We start from the raw sequence: 20479 nt of genomic DNA, 5'->3' as shown, positions 1-20479 counted from the left end.
CGAATCGTTGCTGCTGAAATCTGGTGAAAATCGAGATACGTCATCAAGCGATCGATCCCTGGGCCGAGGTGACCCGTTACGAGCAGGTGCTGGCGCGAGAACGGGGTTCTTACGGCGCGTGCGCCGTTTTCGCGGGCACGATGCGCGACTTCAACGAAGACACCTCCGTCCGCGCCATGACGCTTGAGCATTATCCCGGGATGACCGAAAATCATCTCGAACAGATTGGCCAGGAGGCGAAGGCGCGCTGGCCGATCCTCGATGGCCTCATCATTCATCGGGTCGGGGAGGTGCAACCGGGCGATCCGATCGTCGTCATCGCGGTGTGGTCCGCGCACCGGTCGGCGGCCTTCGAAGCCTGCCGGTTCGTAATTGAAGACCTCAAGTCGCGCGCGCCTTTTTGGAAGAAGGAGACATTGGCGGAAGGCGCCCGCTGGGTCGAAAAAAACACCGGCTAGACCAACGCGAAAAACGGCTGCACGTCGACCAGCGTTCCCGGCTCGACGCGGCCCCAATCAGTGGGGAGCACGATAAAACAGTTGGCCGCGCTCATGGAACGAAGGATCGCCGAGCCCTGGGATCCGGTGCTGTGGACCACGAGCTCGCCCTGGTCGCCGCGCTCGACCACCCCGCGCTGGTATTCCACCCGTCCCGGTTTTTTTCTGAGCGGGCTCATGCAGCGCGCCTTGATGAGCAAGGGGGTGATTTCGGTTTCACCCATGAGGTAGCGAAGCGCCGGCTGGACCAATTGATAAAACGTCGCCATCACGGACACGGGATTGCCGGGGAGACCGAAGAAATACGCGCCGTGCACGCGCCCGAAGGCGAGCGGGCGGCCGGGCTTTATGGCTACTTTCCAGAATGCTACCCGGCCGGCGCTCCGTAGCGTCTCGGTGATGTAATCCGCCTCTCCGACCGATGCCCCGCCGGTCGTAATGAGAACATCCGCGCTCGCCGCGGCCTCGGCGAAGGCCTGCTCCAATGCCTCGCGCACGTCCCGGACCACGCCCATATCGATGAGATCGACGCCAAGGCGCGTCAAACCCCCGTGGAGTGTGTAGCGGTTACTGTCGTAGATCGCTCCGGGAGACAGGGGCTCGCCGATCGAACGCAGCTCATCGCCGGTCGAAAAAAAAGCCACCCGCGGCCGCCTCGTGACCGCGACCTCGCCCATCCCCAAGGATGCGATGAGCCCGAGATCGGCGGGCATGAGCCGTTTTCCGGCACTGAGCACATGCTCGCCCCGCGCAATGTCCTCGCCGGCCGGGCGCACGTTCTGACCCGGTTTTTGACCCGGGCGCACCCGGATCACATCGCCGGCGGCTTCGACCTGTTCTTGCATGACGACGGTATCCGCGCCGGCAGGCATGAGCGCCCCGGTGAAGATGCGGACGCAATGACCGGCCGTGACCTCGCCCTCGAAAGGTTTGCCGGCCCAGGCAGTGCCGCGAAGTTTGAGCGCCGCGACGCCCGCGCGGGGCAGATCGGCCGCTTTGAGCGCGTAGCCGTCCATGGCGGCATTGGTGTGCGCAGGCACGTCGAGGGTGGACACGATTTCGCGCGCTAATACCCGTCCGAGCGCGCTGCGCACTGGGACGACTTCGGGCGATTTTAAGGGCGTAATTTCCGACAGAATGCGCTTGAGCGCCAGATCGGGCGCCAGCGAGTCCGGATCGTGGTCATCCGCGCAGCTTGGCGGCAGCGGGGTCTTCGCGCTCATGGTTGTATAGCTCCGGCCGCGGCCGGCCGCCGGCCGGCCAGCGTTACTTCGGCGGCCGCGAGTTCCTCGGGGGTGTTGAGGTTGACAAAGGCCTCGGGGGCATCGGAGAAGTCCGCAATCGCAAGCCGGTGCTGCGCGTACCAGCGGTCGATTTTACGGCCACCACTCGCGAGGAAACGCGCCAAAGACGAATGCAAGCCACGCGTGATGAGCGCGAATACCGGTTGCATCCACTCGCCGTCGTGGACCACCGCAATCTCGGCGTCCGCATCAAGGAGGGCGGCATAAAGCCGCTGACAAAGCACCGGGGGCAAGAACGGAGAATCACACGGCACGCTCAGCAGATAGGGGGTGGCCATGAGGCCCAGGCCGCTTTCGATCCCCGCCAGGGGTCCGCAATACCCGCCGACCGCATCCGCAAAGACGCGGTAGCCTTGGCTCGAGTACGCCTGCGCATTGCGATTGGCGTTAATGACGATGTCGCAAACCTGGGGCGCGAGCGCCGCGATGACGTGAGCAACCAGCGGCTGGCCCGCCAAAGGCAACAGCCCCTTGTCCTGCCCTCCCATCCGCTGCGCGCGCCCGCCGGCCAGGATCAGTCCCGTGATCTGGGTGCGAGTTTCGGTCATTTCAGGCAAATCGTAGACAGCGTTTTAGGTGCGTGCCGGTGGCCATGCGCTATTATTGGTTGAGGGGGCGGGATTGACAAGAAAACCCCGTTCGAACGGGTATAGACGATTGCGGTAAGGTGGTGAATCAATCGTCGCGATCGGGATGCGCAGTAGATTTATTCACGAACTCGGAGGCCAGTCATGAACGAGGACACATTCAACCTGGAAGTGCGGAAGTTTCTAAAGAAGGTCGGCGTTAGCTCCCAACGCGAGCTCGAGCGCGCCGTGCGGGAGGGCATCGCCGCGGGTGAACTCAGTGGTGCGGAGCGGCTAGCGGTGACGATGACCTTGGAGGTGGGCGGATTGGGACTACGCCACACGATTGCCGACACCATCGCGCTTGAATAGCTCTCAGCGTTTCGTCGTGTCCTTTTGAGTGAATATTGGAAACGGGGTAACATTGGCACCGTCGGCGTCTGCCTGTGTCACCTTAACCTGGCCTTCCTTATCGACCTCATCGATACGAATGATGGCATGCAGCGGAATATAGGTGCGGTTGACGCCACCGAATTCCGATTTCAATTGCTCTTCGGAAGGATCGACGACCAGCGTAGAGCGCGTTCCGAACACGAGCTTATCGACCTCGATAAACCCGTACATACCGCTCTGCACGACGTTCTTTGCGTATATCTCGTAGACCCGGCCTTGGTTATGAAAGATCACCTTATACATACGACGTTTCCGCATGGGCGTAATGAACAGGAGCGAGTTTCGCGGCCGATTGTAGCACAACCGCTACCGGCATCTAAGGCAAAACCGGTGCCGCAACGCATCTAGGGTAAAGAAGACGGCACCGTGCTCGCGTCGTCCGCGGACGCGAGAGCACCCCGGTGATAAAACGGTCGAGGGCCGGCATGTAGTGATTAACGTCCGCGCTGAAGGCGTCGTTGTGCCCGCCGGTGCGTTCTAGAAACATCTTGCGGGCGGTGATCGCTTTATACAGCCGCTCGCCGTGCTCGAAGGGTACGATCTCATCGTCGCGGCTATGGGCGATGAGTATGGGGCAAGCGACTTTAGTGATGCGTTCCAAGGTGGGGTAGTGGAACCGCAGTAACAGGTCCACCGGCGCGAACGGATAGTAACGCTTTGCCAGATCCCGCAAGGAGGTAAAGGCCGATTCGAGAATGACACCGGCCGGCCGGCCGCGGGTGGTCAGCCAGACTGCGACGGCCCCGCCCAGCGATTCGCCAAAGACGATGATTTCCTCGGGCGCGAGGCCGCGCGTGCGCATCAGGTGTTCCCAGGCGGCCTCGGCGTCTTGGTAGGTGCCGTCTTCGCTCGGATCGCCCTCGCTCAAGCCATAGCCGTGATAATCAATGATGAAAATGTTGAGCGCCAGGGCGTGGAATGCTTGCAGCGCCGCGAGCCGGTGAGAGATGTTCCCGCCGTTCCCGTGCAGGTAGAGTACCGTAGCGCGCGCTTTGTCCGCGGGCACATACCAGCCATGGATGCGCGCGCCGTCGCCGGTGCTTAAATAAACCGATTCATACGCAAGCCCGATTTGCTTCGGCGTCGCGACCAGTTTTTTCGTGGGAAAATAGATGAAATTGGGTTGAAGCGCGTACAAGGCGAACGTCAGCAGCAACCACGTGATGACCAGGATCGTAAAAAACGTGACCAACAGGTTTTGCATCGGATTGCGTTGAGTTTTTTCGTCGGCCTAAGAGTCACCGGAAATACGCGCCGGATTACCCTCCTTAACGTAGAGATGATGACTGCCCTGTGTCCTCGGCAATACCCACCCCTTCTTTTCCAGGAGCTTTCATGAGCACATAAACGTTTACAGTGAGGGGCGGGCCGCTTGCGGCCCGGGATCTTCCCTCGATTTTGTACACACTCAAAACCTAAGCTCGTTCGTCCCAAAATGCAGCCTCAACGTTGTGCCCATCCAGGTCGCGAACAAAACAACCATAGTAGGGAGCACCATACTGGGGTCTAGGCCCAGGTGCACCGTTATCCATAGCCCCAGCACCTATAGCAGCCTCGTGAAAAGCGTGTACCGCTTCTCTTGTTGGTGCGATAAAGCCAACGTGTGTGCCATTGCCAACTGACGCCGGTCTATCATCGACTGGTGTTTGTACCCAAAACTCTGGGTATTGCTTGCCGTAAGCGACAGCGCCCGGGTGTTCCATGATTCGTTTACAACCTAGCGTGAGGAGCACCTGGTCGTAGAATGCAACGGCGCGCTCGAAGTCGTTGGTGCCAACTGAAATATGAGAAAGGATAGTAGGGTTTTCATCCGCCACTTCAGATTCTCCTGACTGATTTGAAGTATAACCATGATATCCGCATGCAACTGACAGCGACATGCCTCTACGATAGGGATGCCGGTGACCCGGTCTGGAGGTTAAACACGCCCGGCTACCCGATTAGGCATTTAGCAAGCGTATATATGGACTCCGGACTCCTCCCGGTTTGCAAGGTGAGGATTGATATATACGCTCGCTATAAAAGCCCTCGATGAAATCATACGGAGCCACTGCTGGCCTGGCTAATTTTCGTGCAATATTTGTGGGGATCCCACAGGGGCGGGAGTTAGGTGCCTTTGCGATAGACCTCACGGCGATGACCGACTTTGACCACCTCTGCGACCCGCGCAGCGTCATCTACAGCGTACACCACACGGTAGTTGCCTTGGCGAACACGATATCGACTCTCGGAACCTGCAAGCTTCTCACTGCCCAAGGGGCGAGGTTCCTCTGAGAGCGCCGCAATTCGAGCAATGATGCGTCGGCGATCCCTCCTGGAGCCAATGGCATCAATCTCCTTCGCGGCCGACGGCTTGATGAGTAGCCTATATTCGGCCACGCTGTCTCAAATCTTGTACGAAGGACTCGAAGGAAATGCTGCGCTCGCCTTTGCGCTCCTCGAAAGCTGAGAGGTCTTCAGCATCTTCCGCTAGGATGACTTTGACCGCCTCGTTAACCATTTCGGAAATGGAGCGATGGGAAGCTGCGGCTTTCAGCCGAAGAGCTTGATGGACCTCGGCATCAAAATAAACGGTGGCACGCTTTTGAGTTTCCATGGGCTTAGCCTAACGTCCAGACGTTGGAACGTCAAGTCATCGCAGAAGTTCATAGGCAGATACCACGAAAACGCTGTCGGGTTCTGGATCCGGGACATATCTACGCGAACGTATCGGCCATTGGATGTCTGCCCCATGGCAACACGAGATCCTTCTCGCCCAGGACGTCATCCAGGTGGATAGGGGCTAATGCCGTCTCGTGGTCTATGTACTACTGTACCTTCACGATTCCCTTCCCTTGTCATACGGCTAACCAAGCTCAGCGACGCCGCTTTTTGGCGTCCGCTGGAGCGTATTGTTCGACGATTCTGATTTCATCGTCCAAGCGTTTTATCTGCTCAACGATGTTGACCAGTTGCTGCCCGTTTTGGGAGAGTGAATATTCTGTTCTGGGCGGCACTTCTACATAGACATGCTTCGACAGCAAGCCGTAGTCGGTCAGTTTGCGCAGCCGCTCGGAAAGAACTTTGGTGGAAATTCCTTCTATGTGGCGTTCCAAAGCTCCCGGGCGCGTGACTCCAGCGGCGACGGCTTGTAGTACCGATACCGACCACTTGCAACCTACCACGTCTTCGAGTTTCTGATAGGTGGCTCGCAGCGGGGGCGATGATTTTTTTATTTCTTGCATTTTCCTCAAGTTACACGAAAAGGTTACCGGTGAACCGAAAAGTGCCTCCTATACGGCACATAGCGTTTTTTCTACTATGTCTAGCGTGCTGCAGCACTAACCCGTAACCAACATCTATATGGAGCCTATTATGAAAACCAAAGCCATTTTCTACCACGCTGGGTGCCCTGTGTGCGTCGCGGCGGAACAAAATGTAGCCAACGCATTTGATCCTGCGAGATATGAGCTGGAAATCGTCCATCTCGGCACTGATAAATCGCGTCTGAAAGAAGCGCAAGCCGTTGGTGTCAAATCCGTCCCTGCCCTCGTTATGGATGGGACCGCGTTTCACATCAACTTTGGCGCCAGCATCGAGGCATTGAAATAACCGCTTCATCCATGTTGCAGCGTCGAGGGCGCTTGTCTTACGGCAGGCGCCCTCTTTCGTTGACGGAGGGAACGCGAACGCTCCGACCGCGTCATTGGCCCGAAGCCGTAAGCGTGGCGGTGCCACGCGAACGAGATCTCGAGGGCGCTTTGCGCGCGAGGAGTCTCGTTCGGCAACTCGCGGCCCGCTCCATCGGCCCAGCCTGGAGACGCTGTCAGGGAGGATCAGAATCCCAGAAACCGCAACCAGCGTATCCGCCAGGCCCATCTCCAATACGCCTATACCTTGAGCGACATCGCCTGCTACCAGGGCATGCGCTACACGGTCAGCAAGATCGTTAATGAACGAGAGACCTGATATTTCAAGACCTGCCCCATCATTTGGTTGGGCGCTACTCGCGACCGTGCAGAGAGGTTTCCCGCACAACCAAGCAGAGTGCTCCTACGAGCGCGGCCAGTGCGATAACGACTATCCACTCCATTACACGTTCTCCAGTTCCTCAATGCGTTTGTACGCCCGACGGTTGATAAGTACGATCATGACGGCGATGATCAACACAGCAATCAAGCCGGCTCCCATTATGATAGTTCTCGGCAAGCCACGCGACGAGCGACGCATCAAGTGCCACAGCGATTCCGAAGGCGACTTTGAGCCAACCGATTTCTTCCTTGAGGCGGTCTGCCCTCGACATGTAAATAGTGTACCACTGGCTACTCCGATGCCCAACGACGCCGGCTAAGCCGCGCCCGCCACGGAGTCGTGGCAACGCAACTAGCGTATCCGCCAGGCTCATCTCCAATACGCCTATACCTTGAGCGACATCGCCCGCTACCAGGGCTTGCACTACACGGTCAGCAAGATCGTGAATGAACGAGAGACCTGATATTTCAATGCCTGACCCATTCATCCCCTTGCTAACTAAATACCCCGTCCGGTTTGAGAGCCGGTTTGTTCGGCTTCTAGTTCAGCGGCAGCGGCTCGACCTGGCCTGCGAGCAGACGCAGGCCAAAAACCAACAGCCATACCCCACCCGCGCCATACAAGGCGAGCATCAGCCAGAATCCGATCGGTTGTTCACTCCTCTTGAACTCCAGTCGTCCCTTGAATCCGTTTGGCCCGCAAGGCAACCATCCCGTAGTGAGCGAACGATAGTTCGTGAGCAATAGCCCGACGCCGAAGAAGAGAAACATCGCACCCTGAAAAATCGCCATCAAACATCCCCTCTGCGCAGGCGAACTTTGGCTGCCATCCGTGCGAGCGCTACGGCCGGCAATGAAAGAACGGTCAAGAGAATCAACCCCAATGGCAGCAGCCCGAAACCGGAGCCAGCAATGACCATGACCGCTGCCTGCATAAATATCACGACCACCGCCCAACGCCACGGTCTTTGTGGGAATACATAGCCGAGAAGCCCAGCAAGCACGATGGCGACCGGATAGGCGACTGTCCAGTAGATAGACGAATCCCAAGGCTCAGCCCTCCCGCCGATTGCCGACGTGGTAAGCCATAGAACCGTGCCCGCGACAATCGCAATTCCATAGGCCAGTCTTGATGAGTTTTCTTTCATGGTTCGCTAATCCTCCGGGCCTAACGCAGAGTTAGGGTACTTTTCCATTTCTTGAATACGAGCAAAAGAATGCTATTCCTGTACCCATACCTAAACAACCAGCCACAATGCCAACAGCTAAGCCACCCAAAGCAAATTGAACTATCGAACGACGTGAACCGTCAGGAGTAATACGGAACTTTAGATAAATGACCACCGCAGCAATCAGTAGTGCAAAAATAAACATTGCCATGATTGGTAAAAAAGACATGCTGAATCTAAGGAGTGTGGCGGCAATGTCTTTCATAGTGCACTAACTTGAATTCGACCTCGTTTGTCCATATAGAAACAGCTACTTTATAAACTTGTTGATATACATAGAAATCTCAGCGCCAGCGCGCGGTCACGAAAACCTCTTTGGCGGCCGAGGCTTCCTTGTCGCCGATCTTGGTGCGCTTGACGACGCGCTCCAAGGCGCGCTCGACCGTCTCGAAATCCGCGAGACAGAGCAAACGTAGGGCGCGTGCCCGCGCCATTCATTGGCTTTATGATTCCGTCATGCCTGATTATCGCCGCACCCATGTGCCGGGTGGCAGCTATTTCTTCACCGTCAACACCTATCGGCGCCAAACGTTTCTCACCGATGCCAATGTGCGCTCCGTCCTGCGGGAAGCGATCGGCGCGCTTCGTTTGACCCATCCGTTTGTGATCGCGGCTGTTGCTGCCTGACCACATGCATGCCCTCTGGACATTGCCTCCCGGAGATGAGGATTTCTCCACCGCCTGGCGTGTCATCAAGCGAATGGTCACGCAGCGCTGCCAAACGAGACTCAATCGACCTGAAGGGATGAACGCGCGTCGCAGAAAACGGAACCAAAGCACGCTATGGCAGCATCGATTTTGGAAACATCTCATCCGCGATGAGGCCGACTTCAACCGGCATATCGATTACATCCATTGGAACCCGGTGAAGCATGAGATCCCTTGGCCGTATTCGAGCTTCCATCGGTATGTCAAACAGGGGTGGCTGCCAGCAAATTGGGGAAGCAACATCGAACCACTCAACGGCGCTGACTTCGGCGAATGAGTTGGCGCGGGCACGCGCCTACGCTCGCTTATTCCCTTCCTCGCGCGCTGTATAAGCGTGACGGCGCCGGTGTCGCTTCGGTACGTTTGAGTCCCGCTTGGTGGATCAGGGCCTCACCGGCTAACGATGTCAGGTTTCATCGGTGAGAGCAGCGCGAGCAAATCGTCCTGTTCTCGCTGTGTTACATTGAATTTATTAAGACTCTGGACGAGGTCTTCGACGAGGGCATTAAAATCAGCTTCCGAAACGCCCATGTGCGCGTGCGTGCTTTTCATGTCGCGACCGGTATACGTGCAGGGGCCGCCCGATGCCTGGCAAATCTGATCGACGAGCTTGGCTTTCAGATTGGGAATATCGGTGTTATCGAAGTAATGATTGATCCGCGCGTCATTGCCGACATTAGCGACGAAATCGTCGACGACAGCGACGATGGCTTCCTTCTCCCCCAGCCGCTCGTAGAGACTGGCTTGCGCGTCGGGCCGCCGCTCCTCGGCGCACGCGGCCAGTAACATGACTATTACGGTCAATATAATGCGATGCATTTTTTTTCCTCCGGTTACTAATTGATGGATTTGTCTTGGGAAACAACTTATTTCGCATCCGGTGCCACGGGCTCTTCGCGCTAAGCGGCAGTTTGGATGAAACAAGAGAATAAGAATTTCAAAAGCCCTTTTTCCTCAGGAGCGAGGATATGACTGGACCTGTAGGCTGTCAAACGTGCGCGGTATCGGTCCGGCATCGGTGAATTATCGGGCAATTGGGCGACTGGGTTCTCCAAGTATCGGGGGGATTATGGCGTCTTAAGCGAGTGGCCAAGAGGGATTGTCGGCTCAGGGAGATGAACCGGATTGGAGGGGTATCGGTCTGCGGGGTATAGCAAGAGTAGGGCGCGTGCCCGCGCCATTCATTGGCTTTATGATTCCGTCATGCCTGATTATCGCCGCACCCATGTGCCGGGGCGGCAGCTATTTTTTCACCGTCAACACCTATCCGTCCTGCGGGATGCGATCGGAACGCTTCGTTTGACCCATCCGTTTGTGATCGAGGCTGTTGCTGCCTGACCACATGCATGCCCTCTGGACATTGCCTCCCGGAGATGAGGATTTCTCCCACCGCTGGCGTGTCATCAAGCGAATGGTCACGCAGCGCTGCCAAACCAGACTCAATCGACCGAATGGATGAACGCGCGTCGCAGTAAACGGAACCAAAGCACCCTTATGGCAGCATCGATTTTGGGAACATCTCATCGGCGATGAGGCCGACTTCAACCGGCATATCGATTACAGAAGTGGCTCCGATTAGTTGGACAGATTTTCGTTGAAGATTATTGAAGCATGGGTACGTGGCGCAGGTGAGCCATGGCCGTATTCGAGCTTCCATCGGTATGTCAAACAGGGGTGGCTGCCAGAAAATTGGGGAAGCAACATTGAACCACTCAACGGTGCTGACTTCGGCGCATGAGTTGGCGCGGACACGCGCCCGACGCTCGCTTCCCACGTCTCCTAGCTGCCGGCTTGGTCGATGCAATAAGCGCGTCCTCGTACATCGCTCGCCTATCACGCTCTGTCGCCATTTCTGGGGTATTGACGTCTTGGTTCCAAAGTCCCAAGAAAGAGTAAAGCGCGCAGCGGTAGATAACGGGCGCAAAACAGGTAAGGGGATCGCGATCGCGGCGCGACCACGGAAATATATCCTTCGGGGTCACCGGATTTCCGTGCAGGAAGTGATTGCGAGATTGGTACATCTCGTAATAAAGTTTTTGCACAAGAGTCATTCGTACCCGATTCTTGCGGAGTATCGCGGAGTACCGCTTCGCGCGCGAAGGTGGGTGAAGGAATCGTGCACTTTCCAAGACGCGCAGCACTTCGGGGAGACCTACTTGAGCCTGTTTCGGCCGGGTAAGGATTTCGTGGGCGCTTACCCAAAGAGATAGCTGGGCGCCATAGTCGTAGAAGGTGGCATTGTTTTGAAAGGGCATCGCGCTCGCCCAATACGCCATCTGTAGCGATCGAAAGAGTGCGGTCTCTCCCCACGTATTACTACGGGTAATGAACCTTTTCTTCCACCGGCCGAGCAACGCTTCGAGCAAATAAGCGTCGTAGAACTGCTTTGTGGGGGGGGGCCGTTGGAATCCCAGGCGTGGTTTGCCCGTGGAAATCTTCGACCCCGTCCAGGCCAAGCAATGCAGGGGAGTTGACAAAGACGTGCTGCCCGTCGTTGATTAATACGTAGGGATACAGCGAGAAGTAGTCGGAGACGTTGAAATACTGGAGCTGGGCGCCGTGAGAGAGGAACTTCATCCAAGCCTGGACCACTGCGGTCAGCGCGAGCGCGTTTCTGAATCCCACCAACAAGTCAAGGTCTCGTTTGACGTCTTCGCGGACGATCAAGACGCTAGGGCATACCTTGCGGCCGAATTGATCTCGGAAACGAGAGACGAACGTTCGAAATCCTGACTGCGTCTGCTCGTGGGAAAGCCGCTCGTCGGCCGACGGAACTACCGCGATGTACTCGTTTCCGATGCCCTCCTCGAGTTGAAGGTTGTGAAGAAGGGCGACGTAGCGCCAATTTGTCATGGGGCGAAACTTACTGGAGCCGGTAGCTGGAAAGACTTAACTAGAATTCGACCTCGTTATATATATGTAGAAACAGCTTCTACGTTTATAAACTTGTTTATATACATAGTAACCTTAGTGCCAGCGCGTTTATAGTTATATCAGCCCAACATCGTGGTGTTCATGACGCACGAAGTTCAGGGTCAGGTTAACAACTGCTTAATTCCGCCAAACCGAGTAATGAGTCCGAGTGTGCACTAAACCTTGAAGCGGAAACGCACGACATCGCCGTCACGAAGGACGTATTCCTTGCCTTCCAGCCGCCACTTGCCGGCTTCCTTCGCCCCGTTCTCGCCGCGGTAGGTTAGAAAATCGTCATAGGCGATGACCTCGGCGCGGATGAACCCGCGCTCGAAGTCCGTGTGAATGACCCCGGCCGCCTGAGGCGCCGTCGCTCCCACCGGAATCGTCCAGGCGCGCGCTTCTTTCGGGCTGGCGGTAAAAAAGGTGTGTAAGCCCAGCAACGCGTAGCCGGCGCGGATGAAACGATTGAGGCCGGGTTCCTCGAGGCCGAGCGCCGTTAAGTACTCGCGGCGTTCGCCCTCGCTCAAGCACACGAGCTCCGCCTCTAACGCGGCGCAAACTACGAGACTGGCCGCGCCTTCACGCGCGGCGTGCTGGGCGAGATCCTCCGTCCAGCGATTCCCGCGAAGCTCCGCCTCCTTGACGTTCCCGATATAAATCGTGGGCTTCATCGTTAACAGGTGCAGATCGCGCAAAAGCTCGCGTTCTTGGGGGGTCGAGTCCACCGACCGCAGCGCTTGACCCGCATCGAGGCGGCTGCGCGCGGTCTCGAAAACCTCCCTCGCGGCCGAGGCTTCCTTGTCGCCGATTTTGGCGCGCTTGATGACGCGCTCCAGGGCGCGCTCGACCGCCTCGAGGTCCGCGAGACAAAGCTCGGTATGGATGGTCTCGATGTCGGACAGAGGATCGACGCGACCTGCCACATGCACCACATTATCGTCCTCGAAGCAGCGCACGACCTGGGCCATGGCTTGTGTTTCCCGGATATGGGCCAGGAACTGGTTGCCCAAGCCCTCGCCCTTGGAGGCCCCGGCCACCAGGCCTGCGATATCGACAAATTCCACTTGGGTCGGAACGATTTTTTGCGGCTTGACGATGTCCGCGAGCGCCGTTAGGCGAGGGTCGGGTACGGCGACCAGACCGATGTTCGGGTCGATGGTGCAGAAAGGATAATTCTCGGCCGCGATCGAGGCTTTGGTGAGCGCATTAAACAGCGTGGACTTACCGACATTCGGCAGACCCACGATGCCGCATTTAAACCCCATCAGGAAAGTTAAAGCTTGTCACCGCGCTGATGCAGACGATTCATCGCCGCCGGAAGATCACCGCTAACGATCCGGGGCAGCAGATCGAGGGCGGCGTCGAGCGCCGATCCGATCGCTTCCCGATCAGCGCTCGAGGGCCGGCTCAAGAGGAACGGCGTGACCAGCTCGCGCGCTCCCGGGTGTCCAACTCCTACGCGCAGGCGAATGAAACCGGGATCGGGCACGCAGGCCAAAATATCCCGCAGGCCGTTGTGCCCGCCGTGACCCCCGCCGCATTTCAAGCGCACCGTTCCGGGGGGGAGATCCAACTCATCGTAGGCCACCAATACCGATGCCGCCGGCATTCGATAATAGTGCGTGAACGCGGCGACGCTGCGCCCGCTATGGTTCATGAACGCCATGGGCTTCAGCAACCAACACTCACGGCCCGCGAGACGGACCCGGGTGATGTGGCCAAAAAAATGCCTTTGTTCCTGAAATTCGGCGCGGCACGAGCGCGCGATCCGATCCAGCAGCCAGAAACCGATATTGTGGCGCGTCTCCGCGTACTCGGGGCCCGGGTTGCCAAGACCGACGATGAGATCGATCCCCGCGTGGTCCGACACGTCCGAGCCAGATCAAGCGCTCGGTTTCGGTTCGGCCGCCGCCGCGGCCGCAGGCTCCTCGGCGGTCTCCGCTAGAGCCTCGCCTTCGGGCACGACCACCCGCGGGATATGCACCGAGACCACGGGCTGGGCCGGATCGCCTCCATGCAGGAGCCCGGCGGCCTCGACACCGGCGGGCAGGCTCAGGTCCGAGAGGTGCAATGTCGTACCGACCGATATGTCCGCAAGATCAACAGCGATAAATTCCGGCAGGTCTTTCGGCAAGCACACGACTTCGACCTCGGTCATCAAGTGGCTGATGACGCCGCCGCCTTGTTTAACGCCGACACACTTGTCCGCGTTAACGAAGTGAATCGGCACCCGCATCGTGAGCTTCTCATGCTCGCTCACACGCAGCAGATCGACATGCATGATGCGAGGCTTATAGGGATGCCGTTGCAGATCCTTGAGCACCACTTTCTCCATCGCGTCGTTCAGGTTCACTCTCAGAATATGCGAATAGAACGCTTCCTGCGCCAGATGTTTTTGCATCTCGTCGTGACTCAACTGCAGCATCACCGGGTCTTTACCGGCGCCATATAGGATAGCCGGGATCTTGCCCGCGCGGCGCAGGCGGCGGCTCGCACCTTTCCCGGCGCCGGCACGGTTTTCAGCGCTGATTTCGAACTGTTTCACTTGGATTTCCCCTTTCGTTTGCGGTTTTTAGCGGTTGGCCATGCGCCCCTGCGACCGGGAGGCCATCAATCCATAAACATCGAGCTCAAGGACTCTCCCGAGGCGATCCGGCGTATGCTCTCAGCGAGCAGCCCAGCGACACTGAGCTGGCGGATCCGCGGGCATGCGGCCGCCACGGGTGCTAGCGGTATGGTGTCGGTCACCACCAGCTCATCCAAGGCGGACGACTGAATACGCTCGACGGCATTGCCCGAAAGCACCGGATGCGTGCAGTAGGCTAAAACCCGTGTGGCGCCGTGGTCCTTAAGCGCTTTGGCGGCCTCGCACAGGGTTCCGGCGGTATCCACCAAGTCATCGATCATGACACAGGTCCGGCTCTCGACATCGCCGATAATATTCATGACCCGGGCTTCGTTGGGGTTGGGACGGCGCTTGTCGATGATCGCGAGATCCGCATCATCGAGCCGCTTGGCCAGTGCTCTCGCTCTGACAACGCCGCCCACATCGGGGGAGACCACCATTACGCTCGGGTATTCGTGTTTCCACACATCGCCGAGCAGCACCGGCGAGGCGTAGATGTTGTCGAGCGGGATATCGAAAAATCCTTGGATCTGCTCAGCGTGGAGATCGACCGTCATGACCCGATCGGTCCCCACGCTCGCAATCATATTGGCGATCATTTTCGCGGTGATCGGCACGCGCGCAAAACGCGGGCGCCGGTCCTGGCGTGAATAGCCCATGTAGGGCATGACCGCGGTAATGCGATACGCCGAAGCGCGCCGGATGGCGTCCGCCATCACCAAAAGTTCGAGCAAGTGATCATTGGTCGGGGCGCAGGTAGGCTGTAGCACGAAGACATCGCGCCCGCGCACGTTCTCCGTGATCTCGACCATCACCTCGCCGTCGCTGAAACGGCCCACCGTCGCCTTCCCCAAGGGGATCTGCAGATGGTTGGCCACGGCCTGCGCCAAAGCAGGATTGGCATTGCCCGTAAACAGCATCACCGAATCAAACGACATGCCTGCCCCTTGGTCACCTAAACATGGCTGGGGTGCCAGGATTCGAACCTGGGAATGCGGGGATCAAAACCCCGTGCCTTACCGCTTGGCTACACCCCAATAGCACCTACTCGATGCGAGCCCCGCGCGTGCTCTTCGGCGAGCCGATCCAACAACGGAGAGCGGTTTAACCCCCTGGCTACAAACCCTTGCCAATCATCAGGCAAGGCCCGAATTACATCGCGCGCTTGGCCTTCCGCGCTAAAGCGCGCGAATACGCAGGCGCCGGTTCCTGTTAGCCGGGCGTCGCCCCATTGGTTAAGCCAGTCCAACGCTCTTGCCACTTCCGGGTAACGCGCCCGCACCACGGGTTCGCAGTCGTTGCGGCCGCCCGAGTTGATGAAATCGGCGATTGTGATGGCAGTCGAATCCCGTGTCAAATGCGGATCGGCGAACACCTTCTCGGTCGATACCATGCAGGGGGGTTGGATGATCAAAAACCAGGGCTCATCGAGCGACAGCGTCGTCAGCTTTTCTCCGACGCCTTCCGCCCACGCCGCCTGGCCACGGATAAAAATGGGAATATCGGCGCCGAGTTTTACTCCTAATTCGATCAGGCGCTCGGCGGGCAATCCAAGTCCCCATAATTGGTTTAAGGCGACGAGGGTGGTTGCGGCATCGGAGCTCCCTCCGCCGAGTCCGGCGCCGATCGGCAAACGCTTTTTAACCCTGAGATCGGCGCCGAAGCGGCTACCGGTGGCCGCCTGTAGAGAGCGCGCGGACTTGACCGCCAAGTCATCGTCGGCATGCACGCCCGGCAGCTCCGACAGACGTCGGATCCGGCCGTCCTCGCGCGGATGGATTTCGATGCTATCGCCTCTATCCAGGAATTGAAATACGGTTTGTAACTCGTGATAGCCGTCCCCGCGCCTCCCGGTAATGTGGAGAAAAAGATTGATCTTTGCTGGTGCGGGCCAGGGTGTGGCGAGCATTTTTCAACCCATCTCCCAGCTTTGCACGACCATCCGTACCTTGAGCTGATCGCTGTGCAAGAAGAGCTTGAGCGGGAGATCGACCGCCCCGCTGCGGCCATAGCTCAGAACACTGATGCGCCACCCGGACTGCTCTAGATCGATCATGCGGCCCAAGGGATCCAACTGAAGCCGGGATACCGGCGCCTCGGGATCGGGGATCCCGCGCACCCAGTAATGCAGACCCCCGACCGGCAAGGTCCACCCGAGCTGCTCCGAGAGCAGGGTCTCGGCATCGCGGGCCGTTAACGATTTATTGTCCGGCGTACGCATGACGACGCCACTCGCATCGCCATCCAGACCGTAGGTTCCTTGTCCCAGCGGGGCGACGATTCGCAGCGAGAAACCTTCACCCGCCTGCCGCCACTGCAAACCCGCCTGCCAACCGTCTCGGGGTGTTTGCACCGCGACGCGCCCATGGAGCGACCAGCGCCGCAAAGCATCGATCTCGCCGCGGTGGCGTTGCCAAGCCTGGTCGATGGCCGCGTTTCCCCCCAAGTGGTAGACGGGCATCTGCGCGCATGCGGTGAGCAACAGCAGCCCAAGCGCGGCATGCCTTGCTTTCACTGGTTGAGCCGCCTCATCACTTTCAGTAGATTCGGGTCCCCCGGCGTTACCCGCAGCGCGTTGTCCCAAACCCGCCGCGCCTCGGCTCTGTCGCCCTTCACCCACAAGATCTCCCCGAGATGCGCCGCTACCTCCGGGTCATTGCGGATCTGGAGCGCGCGTCGAAGATAGCTTTCCGCCTCATCCAAGCGCCCTAAACGGTAAAGCACCCACCCCATGCTATCGAGGACAAAAAAATCATTCGGCGTCAATTCCAGCGCTCGTTTAATGAGCGCATAAGCCTCTTGGTAACGGGTGGTGCGATCGGCGAGCGAATAGCCGAGGGCGTTGAGGGCTTGGGCGTTCTTGGGTTCGCGCGCCAGAATGTGCTTCAGATCGCGCTCCAGGAGATCGATGCGGCCGATCTTGTCCGCGAGCATCGCCCGGGTATAGAGCAGTTCCGAATCATAGCCCCCGGCCAGCGCTTGGTCATAAAGCTTCATGGCTTCGGTGTACCGGCTTTGGTGGGTGAGTATTTCCCCCGCGATCCGGATTGCCTTGATCCTCTGCTGCTCGTTCGAGGGTTTGATCGTCGCCAGATGGCGCTCGGCGTCCTTCACCTTACCGTCCTTAACCAGCGCCAGCGCGATGCTCAGTTGCGCGTCGAAATGATTCGGTCCTTCCTCAACCGATGAGTACCAATGGAGCGCCGAGGCGTAATCCTTTTTCGCTTCGGCGATTTGTCCCAAGTAATAACGCGCATCGTCGGTGTACTGTCCGCTCCGCGCGATGCGCATAAAACTTTGCTCGGCTTTGGCCAGGTCTTGGCCTTGGAGGTAGAGCAGCCCTAGCGCAAAGCGGACATCGGGGTTTTCGGGTTGCTCTTTGGCAAGGATCTCGAATTGGTCGCGGGCCGCATCGAAACGCTTATTGTCGGCGAGCAGCCTGCCGTAAGCCATGCGCAGATGAAAGTTCCCGGGATGTTCCTTCACGGCCTCCTCGATCCAGGTCAACGCGGTTTGCATGTCGCCCTGCTTTTGCAAGATCCCGAGATAGGCCACCGCCATGTTGGTGTCGAAAGGAGGAAGTCTCAGCGCCCGCTCCATGGTTTCCCGCGCTACCTGAACCTCGTCGGCGCGAAGCGCCAACCACGCATAAGCGAACAAGGCCTGTGGGTCATTTTGGCGCGTCGCCACCAGCCGCTCCATCACCTTGAGCGCCGCGGCTTGGTCCTTTTCGGTGCTGAGTAAATTGGCGATCAGCCGCAGGTTATGACTCGCCTGCTCATCGTCCGAGTCCGTCACGATTTCGAGATGTTTCAAGGCTTCGTCAAGCCGGCCTCCGCGAATCAATAACGCCGCCAGCACCCGCCGCGCCTCCGGATCATCCCCGGCGCGCGCGACCCAGAGCTCGGCCGCTTCCAGCGCGTCGTGTTCGCGTTTGGCGAAAATCGCGATGCGGGCCGCACGCTCCGCGACGCGCGCATCGGCTACTGTACGTGCGATCTCTAAATAATTTTCTGCCGCGATCTCGGGATGCCCCCGCTGCCCGGCGATTTCAGCGACCAGCAGCTTGTATAACATCTCTTCGGTGAGTTCGATCCTCGGCGTGGCGGCAGCGGCGCTCGCGGAAGGGATCATCACCGCTTGCGGCCCCGGCTGGGGCTGAACCTGGCTCGTAGCGCAACCGGCGAGCCACGCCGCGAGTAGGCACACAAGCCCAGGGCACGGAGATTGGCGCCGCTTAAACGGCGCGAACGTCAAGGAATCACGCGAAGACAGCATGGCTGAATGGCTAGTGGATTGTCACAGAAACACGCCGCAGAACACAGACCCGTTCCGACCAAGTCCGCGCAGCGGACGCGAGCCGGAATCCATGCGGAGCATAGGCCGACGCTGGATTCCCGCTTCCGCGGGAATGACGAATCTGATTTTCGACGCCGACGGTATATTCTGGCTTATTTGAGTTACAGAACACTAGATCCATGGTTTAGCAGTGGGCTGAAGAACGCGTTGACCGCCCCTGGTAAGGTTTTGCAAACGGCTGTCCGAAATCTCGGCAGCACTTCAGAATGGCGACTTCGACCAACCCCGGGATTATGCTAATGTTGCTATTCTACTGCATTCGTATTAGTAATTACTAAGAAGCGAGGGTTCTTTGGTTCGTGGAGCCCATCGCCCAGTCAGCATGCATAGACTCAATTTCCTCCTCCGCCAAGCACGGCCTCCATCGCAGCCGGGAAGCCCATGCCGCTCCTGGTAGTGGGAATCAATCATAAGACGGCGCCGATAGCCATTCGCGAGCGCGTCATGTTCACGCCCGATCGGCTCCCGCAAGCGCTCGCGGAATTTCGCCGTGTCGAAGGCGTCAACGAGGCCCTTATCTTGTCCACTTGCAATCGGACGGAAGTATACTGTCACCAGACTCACCCCGATACCCACAGCCCCCTCGCATGGCTCACCGGGTATCAGGGTCTCGATGCGGCGGAGATCAAACGCTATCTGTTTTCTTTACCGCAAGAAGACACCGTCCGCCACCTGCTACGGGTCGCGTGCGGACTTGAGTCGAGGGTGTTGGGAGAACCCCAAATCCTCGGACAGATCAAGAATGCCTATCGCATCGCGCGCCGCTATCAAACCCTGGGCAAATTACTGAACAGATTGTTTCAGCATGCTTTTTCTGTCGCCAAGAAGGTGCGGACTGATACCGCAATCGGATCGAGCCCGGTGTCCGTGGCGTTCGCGGCGGTCCGCCTTGCGCAACAGATTTTCGGTGAGTTCGGCGCGCGCACGGCGCTCCTCATCGGCGCCGGGGATACCATTGAACTGACCGCCCAACATCTCCACGAACGCGGGATCCGGCACATGCTGATCGCAAACCGTTCACTTACCCGCGCCGAAGCGCTGGCGGGGCGTTTCGGCGCCTATCCGGTCAACCTGGCGAACCTCCGCCATTATCTGAAAGAGGCGGACATCGTGCTTTCGGCCACGGCCAGCGCGCAACCGATCGTGACCAAGGCCTTGGTCGAAGAGGCATTGCAGTCCCGCAAACACCGCCTCATGTTTCTAGCCGATTTAGCCGTACCCCGAGATATCGAGCCTGAAGTCGCCACGCTCGCCGACGCGTATCTCTATACCGTCGATGACTTGGAAGTCGTCATTCAGGATAACCTCCGGCTGCGGCAGACGGCGGCCGCGCAGGCGGACGAAATTATCGCCACCCAAGTCAACCGCTTCCTGGACTGGGTGCAGTCTTTGGATGCGGTGGCGAGCGTGCGCGCCTTACGCGGCAAGGCCGAGACCGTCCGCGAACAAGCAGTGCAGCTCGCCCGCCAGCGCCTGGAAAGCGGGGCGGACGCCACGGCGGTCATCGAGTCTCTGGCCCATCAGTTGACCAATAAACTAATTCACATCCCGAGCGTGAGAATGCGTGAAGCGAGCGCCGCCGGAAGGCTAGAAGTGCTAAGGGCGGCACAAGAGATCTTCGATATAAGCCCGCCGGACCCATCCATTTAATCCTCGTTCGGCGATCGCGGGATGCGCGGATGCGGCCGCAATCTAGCCCGGATTTCTCACCGATAGCCAAGAAAAAGGCCGTATCTCGTGGCATAATATGTGTTCGATCAGCATGTTATGCACAATGACGAGGACGGCCTTATGGAAACACAGTGTAACGG

At 58.4% G+C, this 20479-nt stretch carries 26 protein-coding genes, 1 tRNA gene and 1 pseudogene; 5 read left to right on the top strand and 23 right to left on the bottom strand.

Annotated features, from left to right (window positions below):
• The first annotated feature begins 23 nt into the window (after positions 1-23).
• Positions 24-458 carry a molybdenum cofactor biosynthesis protein MoaE gene (locus tag M3436_01335; protein MDQ3562820.1) on the top strand — a complete coding sequence of 145 codons (435 nt, stop codon included), beginning with the start codon at positions 24-26 and terminating at the stop codon, positions 456-458.
• Here the strand turns inward: M3436_01335 and M3436_01330 are convergent.
• Positions 455-1720 (bottom strand): molybdopterin molybdotransferase MoeA, encoded by a 1266-nt coding sequence (locus M3436_01330; GenBank protein ID MDQ3562819.1) that lies wholly within the window; start codon positions 1718-1720, stop codon positions 455-457. The two genes, M3436_01335 and M3436_01330, sit on opposite strands and share 4 nt — an antisense overlap.
• Complete coding sequence (mobA, locus tag M3436_01325) at positions 1717-2349, bottom strand: molybdenum cofactor guanylyltransferase (GenBank protein ID MDQ3562818.1); 633 nt, start codon at positions 2347-2349, stop codon at positions 1717-1719. The genes M3436_01330 and mobA overlap by 4 nt, the downstream gene beginning before the upstream one ends.
• Before the next feature lie 183 nt (positions 2350-2532).
• On the opposite strand from mobA, the gene M3436_01320 reads away from it, so the two are divergent.
• The gene (locus M3436_01320; protein ID MDQ3562817.1) at positions 2533-2739 is read left to right on the top strand and encodes a DUF6494 family protein; all 207 of its coding nucleotides are present in this window, start codon (positions 2533-2535) and stop codon (positions 2737-2739) included.
• A 3-nt stretch (positions 2740-2742) separates the two neighbouring features.
• Here the strand turns inward: M3436_01320 and M3436_01315 are convergent, their stop codons facing one another.
• The 6 genes from M3436_01315 to M3436_01290 all read right to left on the bottom strand — a co-directional run bounded on the left by M3436_01315 (position 2743) and on the right by M3436_01290 (position 6044).
• The gene (locus M3436_01315) at positions 2743-3063 is read right to left on the bottom strand and encodes a DUF1820 family protein (protein ID MDQ3562816.1); all 321 of its coding nucleotides are present in this window, start codon (positions 3061-3063) and stop codon (positions 2743-2745) included.
• Positions 3064-3136: 73 nt separating this feature from the next.
• On the bottom strand, positions 3137-4024 hold the full coding sequence (locus M3436_01310) for an alpha/beta hydrolase (protein MDQ3562815.1): 888 nt from the start codon (positions 4022-4024) through the stop codon (positions 3137-3139).
• 211 nt (positions 4025-4235) lie between these two features.
• Positions 4236-4637 carry a VOC family protein gene (locus M3436_01305; GenBank protein MDQ3562814.1) on the bottom strand — a complete coding sequence of 134 codons (402 nt, stop codon included), beginning with the start codon at positions 4635-4637 and terminating at the stop codon, positions 4236-4238.
• A 289-nt stretch (positions 4638-4926) separates the two neighbouring features.
• A complete protein-coding gene (locus M3436_01300; GenBank protein ID MDQ3562813.1) occupies positions 4927-5199 on the bottom strand; it encodes a type II toxin-antitoxin system RelE/ParE family toxin in 273 nt (90 codons plus the stop codon).
• Positions 5186-5416: a CopG family transcriptional regulator gene (locus M3436_01295; protein MDQ3562812.1), complete on the bottom strand. Its 231-nt coding sequence runs from the start codon at positions 5414-5416 to the stop codon at positions 5186-5188. Before M3436_01295 ends, M3436_01300 begins: the two co-directional genes overlap by 14 nt.
• 259 nt (positions 5417-5675) lie before the next feature.
• Positions 5676-6044, bottom strand: a complete 369-nt coding sequence (locus M3436_01290) for a helix-turn-helix transcriptional regulator (protein MDQ3562811.1) — start codon at positions 6042-6044, stop codon at positions 5676-5678.
• 130 nt (positions 6045-6174) lie between these two features.
• Between M3436_01290 and M3436_01285 the strand changes: the two genes are divergently transcribed.
• Complete coding sequence (locus M3436_01285) at positions 6175-6411, top strand: thioredoxin family protein (protein MDQ3562810.1); 237 nt, start codon at positions 6175-6177, stop codon at positions 6409-6411.
• Between the two features lie 499 nt (positions 6412-6910).
• Here the strand turns inward: M3436_01285 and M3436_01280 are convergent, their stop codons facing one another.
• The 5 genes from M3436_01280 to M3436_01260 form a co-directional block, all read right to left on the bottom strand.
• The gene (locus M3436_01280) at positions 6911-7255 is read right to left on the bottom strand and encodes a hypothetical protein (protein MDQ3562809.1); all 345 of its coding nucleotides are present in this window, start codon (positions 7253-7255) and stop codon (positions 6911-6913) included.
• Between the two features lie 115 nt (positions 7256-7370).
• The gene (locus M3436_01275) at positions 7371-7622 is read right to left on the bottom strand and encodes a hypothetical protein (GenBank protein ID MDQ3562808.1); all 252 of its coding nucleotides are present in this window, start codon (positions 7620-7622) and stop codon (positions 7371-7373) included.
• Positions 7622-7978, bottom strand: coding sequence for a hypothetical protein (locus tag M3436_01270; GenBank protein ID MDQ3562807.1), 357 nt, complete (start codon positions 7976-7978; stop codon positions 7622-7624). The genes M3436_01275 and M3436_01270 overlap by 1 nt, the downstream gene beginning before the upstream one ends.
• Before the next feature lie 31 nt (positions 7979-8009).
• Positions 8010-8264, bottom strand: a complete 255-nt coding sequence (locus M3436_01265) for a hypothetical protein (protein ID MDQ3562806.1) — start codon at positions 8262-8264, stop codon at positions 8010-8012.
• Positions 8265-8343: 79 nt separating this feature from the next.
• On the bottom strand, positions 8344-8493 hold the full coding sequence (locus tag M3436_01260; protein MDQ3562805.1) for a hypothetical protein: 150 nt from the start codon (positions 8491-8493) through the stop codon (positions 8344-8346).
• Positions 8494-8515: 22 nt separating this feature from the next.
• Between M3436_01260 and M3436_01255 the strand changes: the two are divergent.
• Positions 8516-9044: pseudogene (locus M3436_01255) on the top strand (transposase).
• 113 nt (positions 9045-9157) lie between these two features.
• On the opposite strand, the gene M3436_01250 reads toward M3436_01255, so the two are convergent.
• From M3436_01250 to M3436_01205, 10 genes are all read right to left on the bottom strand, one after another.
• On the bottom strand, positions 9158-9586 hold the full coding sequence (locus M3436_01250; GenBank protein ID MDQ3562804.1) for a group 1 truncated hemoglobin: 429 nt from the start codon (positions 9584-9586) through the stop codon (positions 9158-9160).
• Between the two features lie 1497 nt (positions 9587-11083).
• Positions 11084-11620 carry a hypothetical protein gene (locus tag M3436_01245; GenBank protein MDQ3562803.1) on the bottom strand — a complete coding sequence of 179 codons (537 nt, stop codon included), beginning with the start codon at positions 11618-11620 and terminating at the stop codon, positions 11084-11086.
• 236 nt (positions 11621-11856) lie between these two features.
• On the bottom strand, positions 11857-12948 hold the full coding sequence (ychF, locus tag M3436_01240) for a redox-regulated ATPase YchF (GenBank protein MDQ3562802.1): 1092 nt from the start codon (positions 12946-12948) through the stop codon (positions 11857-11859).
• Between the two features lie 8 nt (positions 12949-12956).
• Positions 12957-13553: an aminoacyl-tRNA hydrolase gene (gene pth / locus M3436_01235; protein MDQ3562801.1), complete on the bottom strand. Its 597-nt coding sequence runs from the start codon at positions 13551-13553 to the stop codon at positions 12957-12959.
• 12 nt (positions 13554-13565) lie between these two features.
• Positions 13566-14228, bottom strand: a complete 663-nt coding sequence (locus M3436_01230) for a 50S ribosomal protein L25/general stress protein Ctc (protein MDQ3562800.1) — start codon at positions 14226-14228, stop codon at positions 13566-13568.
• Positions 14229-14293: 65 nt separating this feature from the next.
• Positions 14294-15247, bottom strand: a complete 954-nt coding sequence (locus M3436_01225) for a ribose-phosphate diphosphokinase (GenBank protein ID MDQ3562799.1) — start codon at positions 15245-15247, stop codon at positions 14294-14296.
• 24 nt (positions 15248-15271) lie between these two features.
• Positions 15272-15346, bottom strand: a tRNA-Gln gene (locus M3436_01220).
• On the bottom strand, positions 15337-16218 hold the full coding sequence (gene ispE / locus M3436_01215; GenBank protein ID MDQ3562798.1) for a 4-(cytidine 5'-diphospho)-2-C-methyl-D-erythritol kinase: 882 nt from the start codon (positions 16216-16218) through the stop codon (positions 15337-15339). Before ispE ends, M3436_01220 begins: the two co-directional genes overlap by 10 nt.
• Before the next feature lie 3 nt (positions 16219-16221).
• On the bottom strand, positions 16222-16824 hold the full coding sequence (gene lolB, locus M3436_01210; GenBank protein ID MDQ3562797.1) for a lipoprotein insertase outer membrane protein LolB: 603 nt from the start codon (positions 16822-16824) through the stop codon (positions 16222-16224).
• Positions 16821-18587 (bottom strand): tetratricopeptide repeat protein, encoded by a 1767-nt coding sequence (locus M3436_01205; protein MDQ3562796.1) that lies wholly within the window; start codon positions 18585-18587, stop codon positions 16821-16823. Before M3436_01205 ends, lolB begins: the two co-directional genes overlap by 4 nt.
• 462 nt (positions 18588-19049) lie before the next feature.
• On the opposite strand from M3436_01205, the gene hemA reads away from it, so the two are divergent.
• Positions 19050-20318, top strand: coding sequence for a glutamyl-tRNA reductase (gene hemA, locus M3436_01200; protein MDQ3562795.1), 1269 nt, complete (start codon positions 19050-19052; stop codon positions 20316-20318).
• Positions 20319-20479 lie beyond the last annotated feature (161 nt).

This window comes from Pseudomonadota bacterium (assembly GCA_030859565.1).
In the GTDB taxonomy this organism is placed as follows: Bacteria; Pseudomonadota; Gammaproteobacteria; order JACCXJ01; family JACCXJ01; genus USCg-Taylor.
The sequence above is the reverse complement of the archived record's forward strand: the minus strand, read 5'-3'. Positions and strand labels throughout refer to the sequence as shown.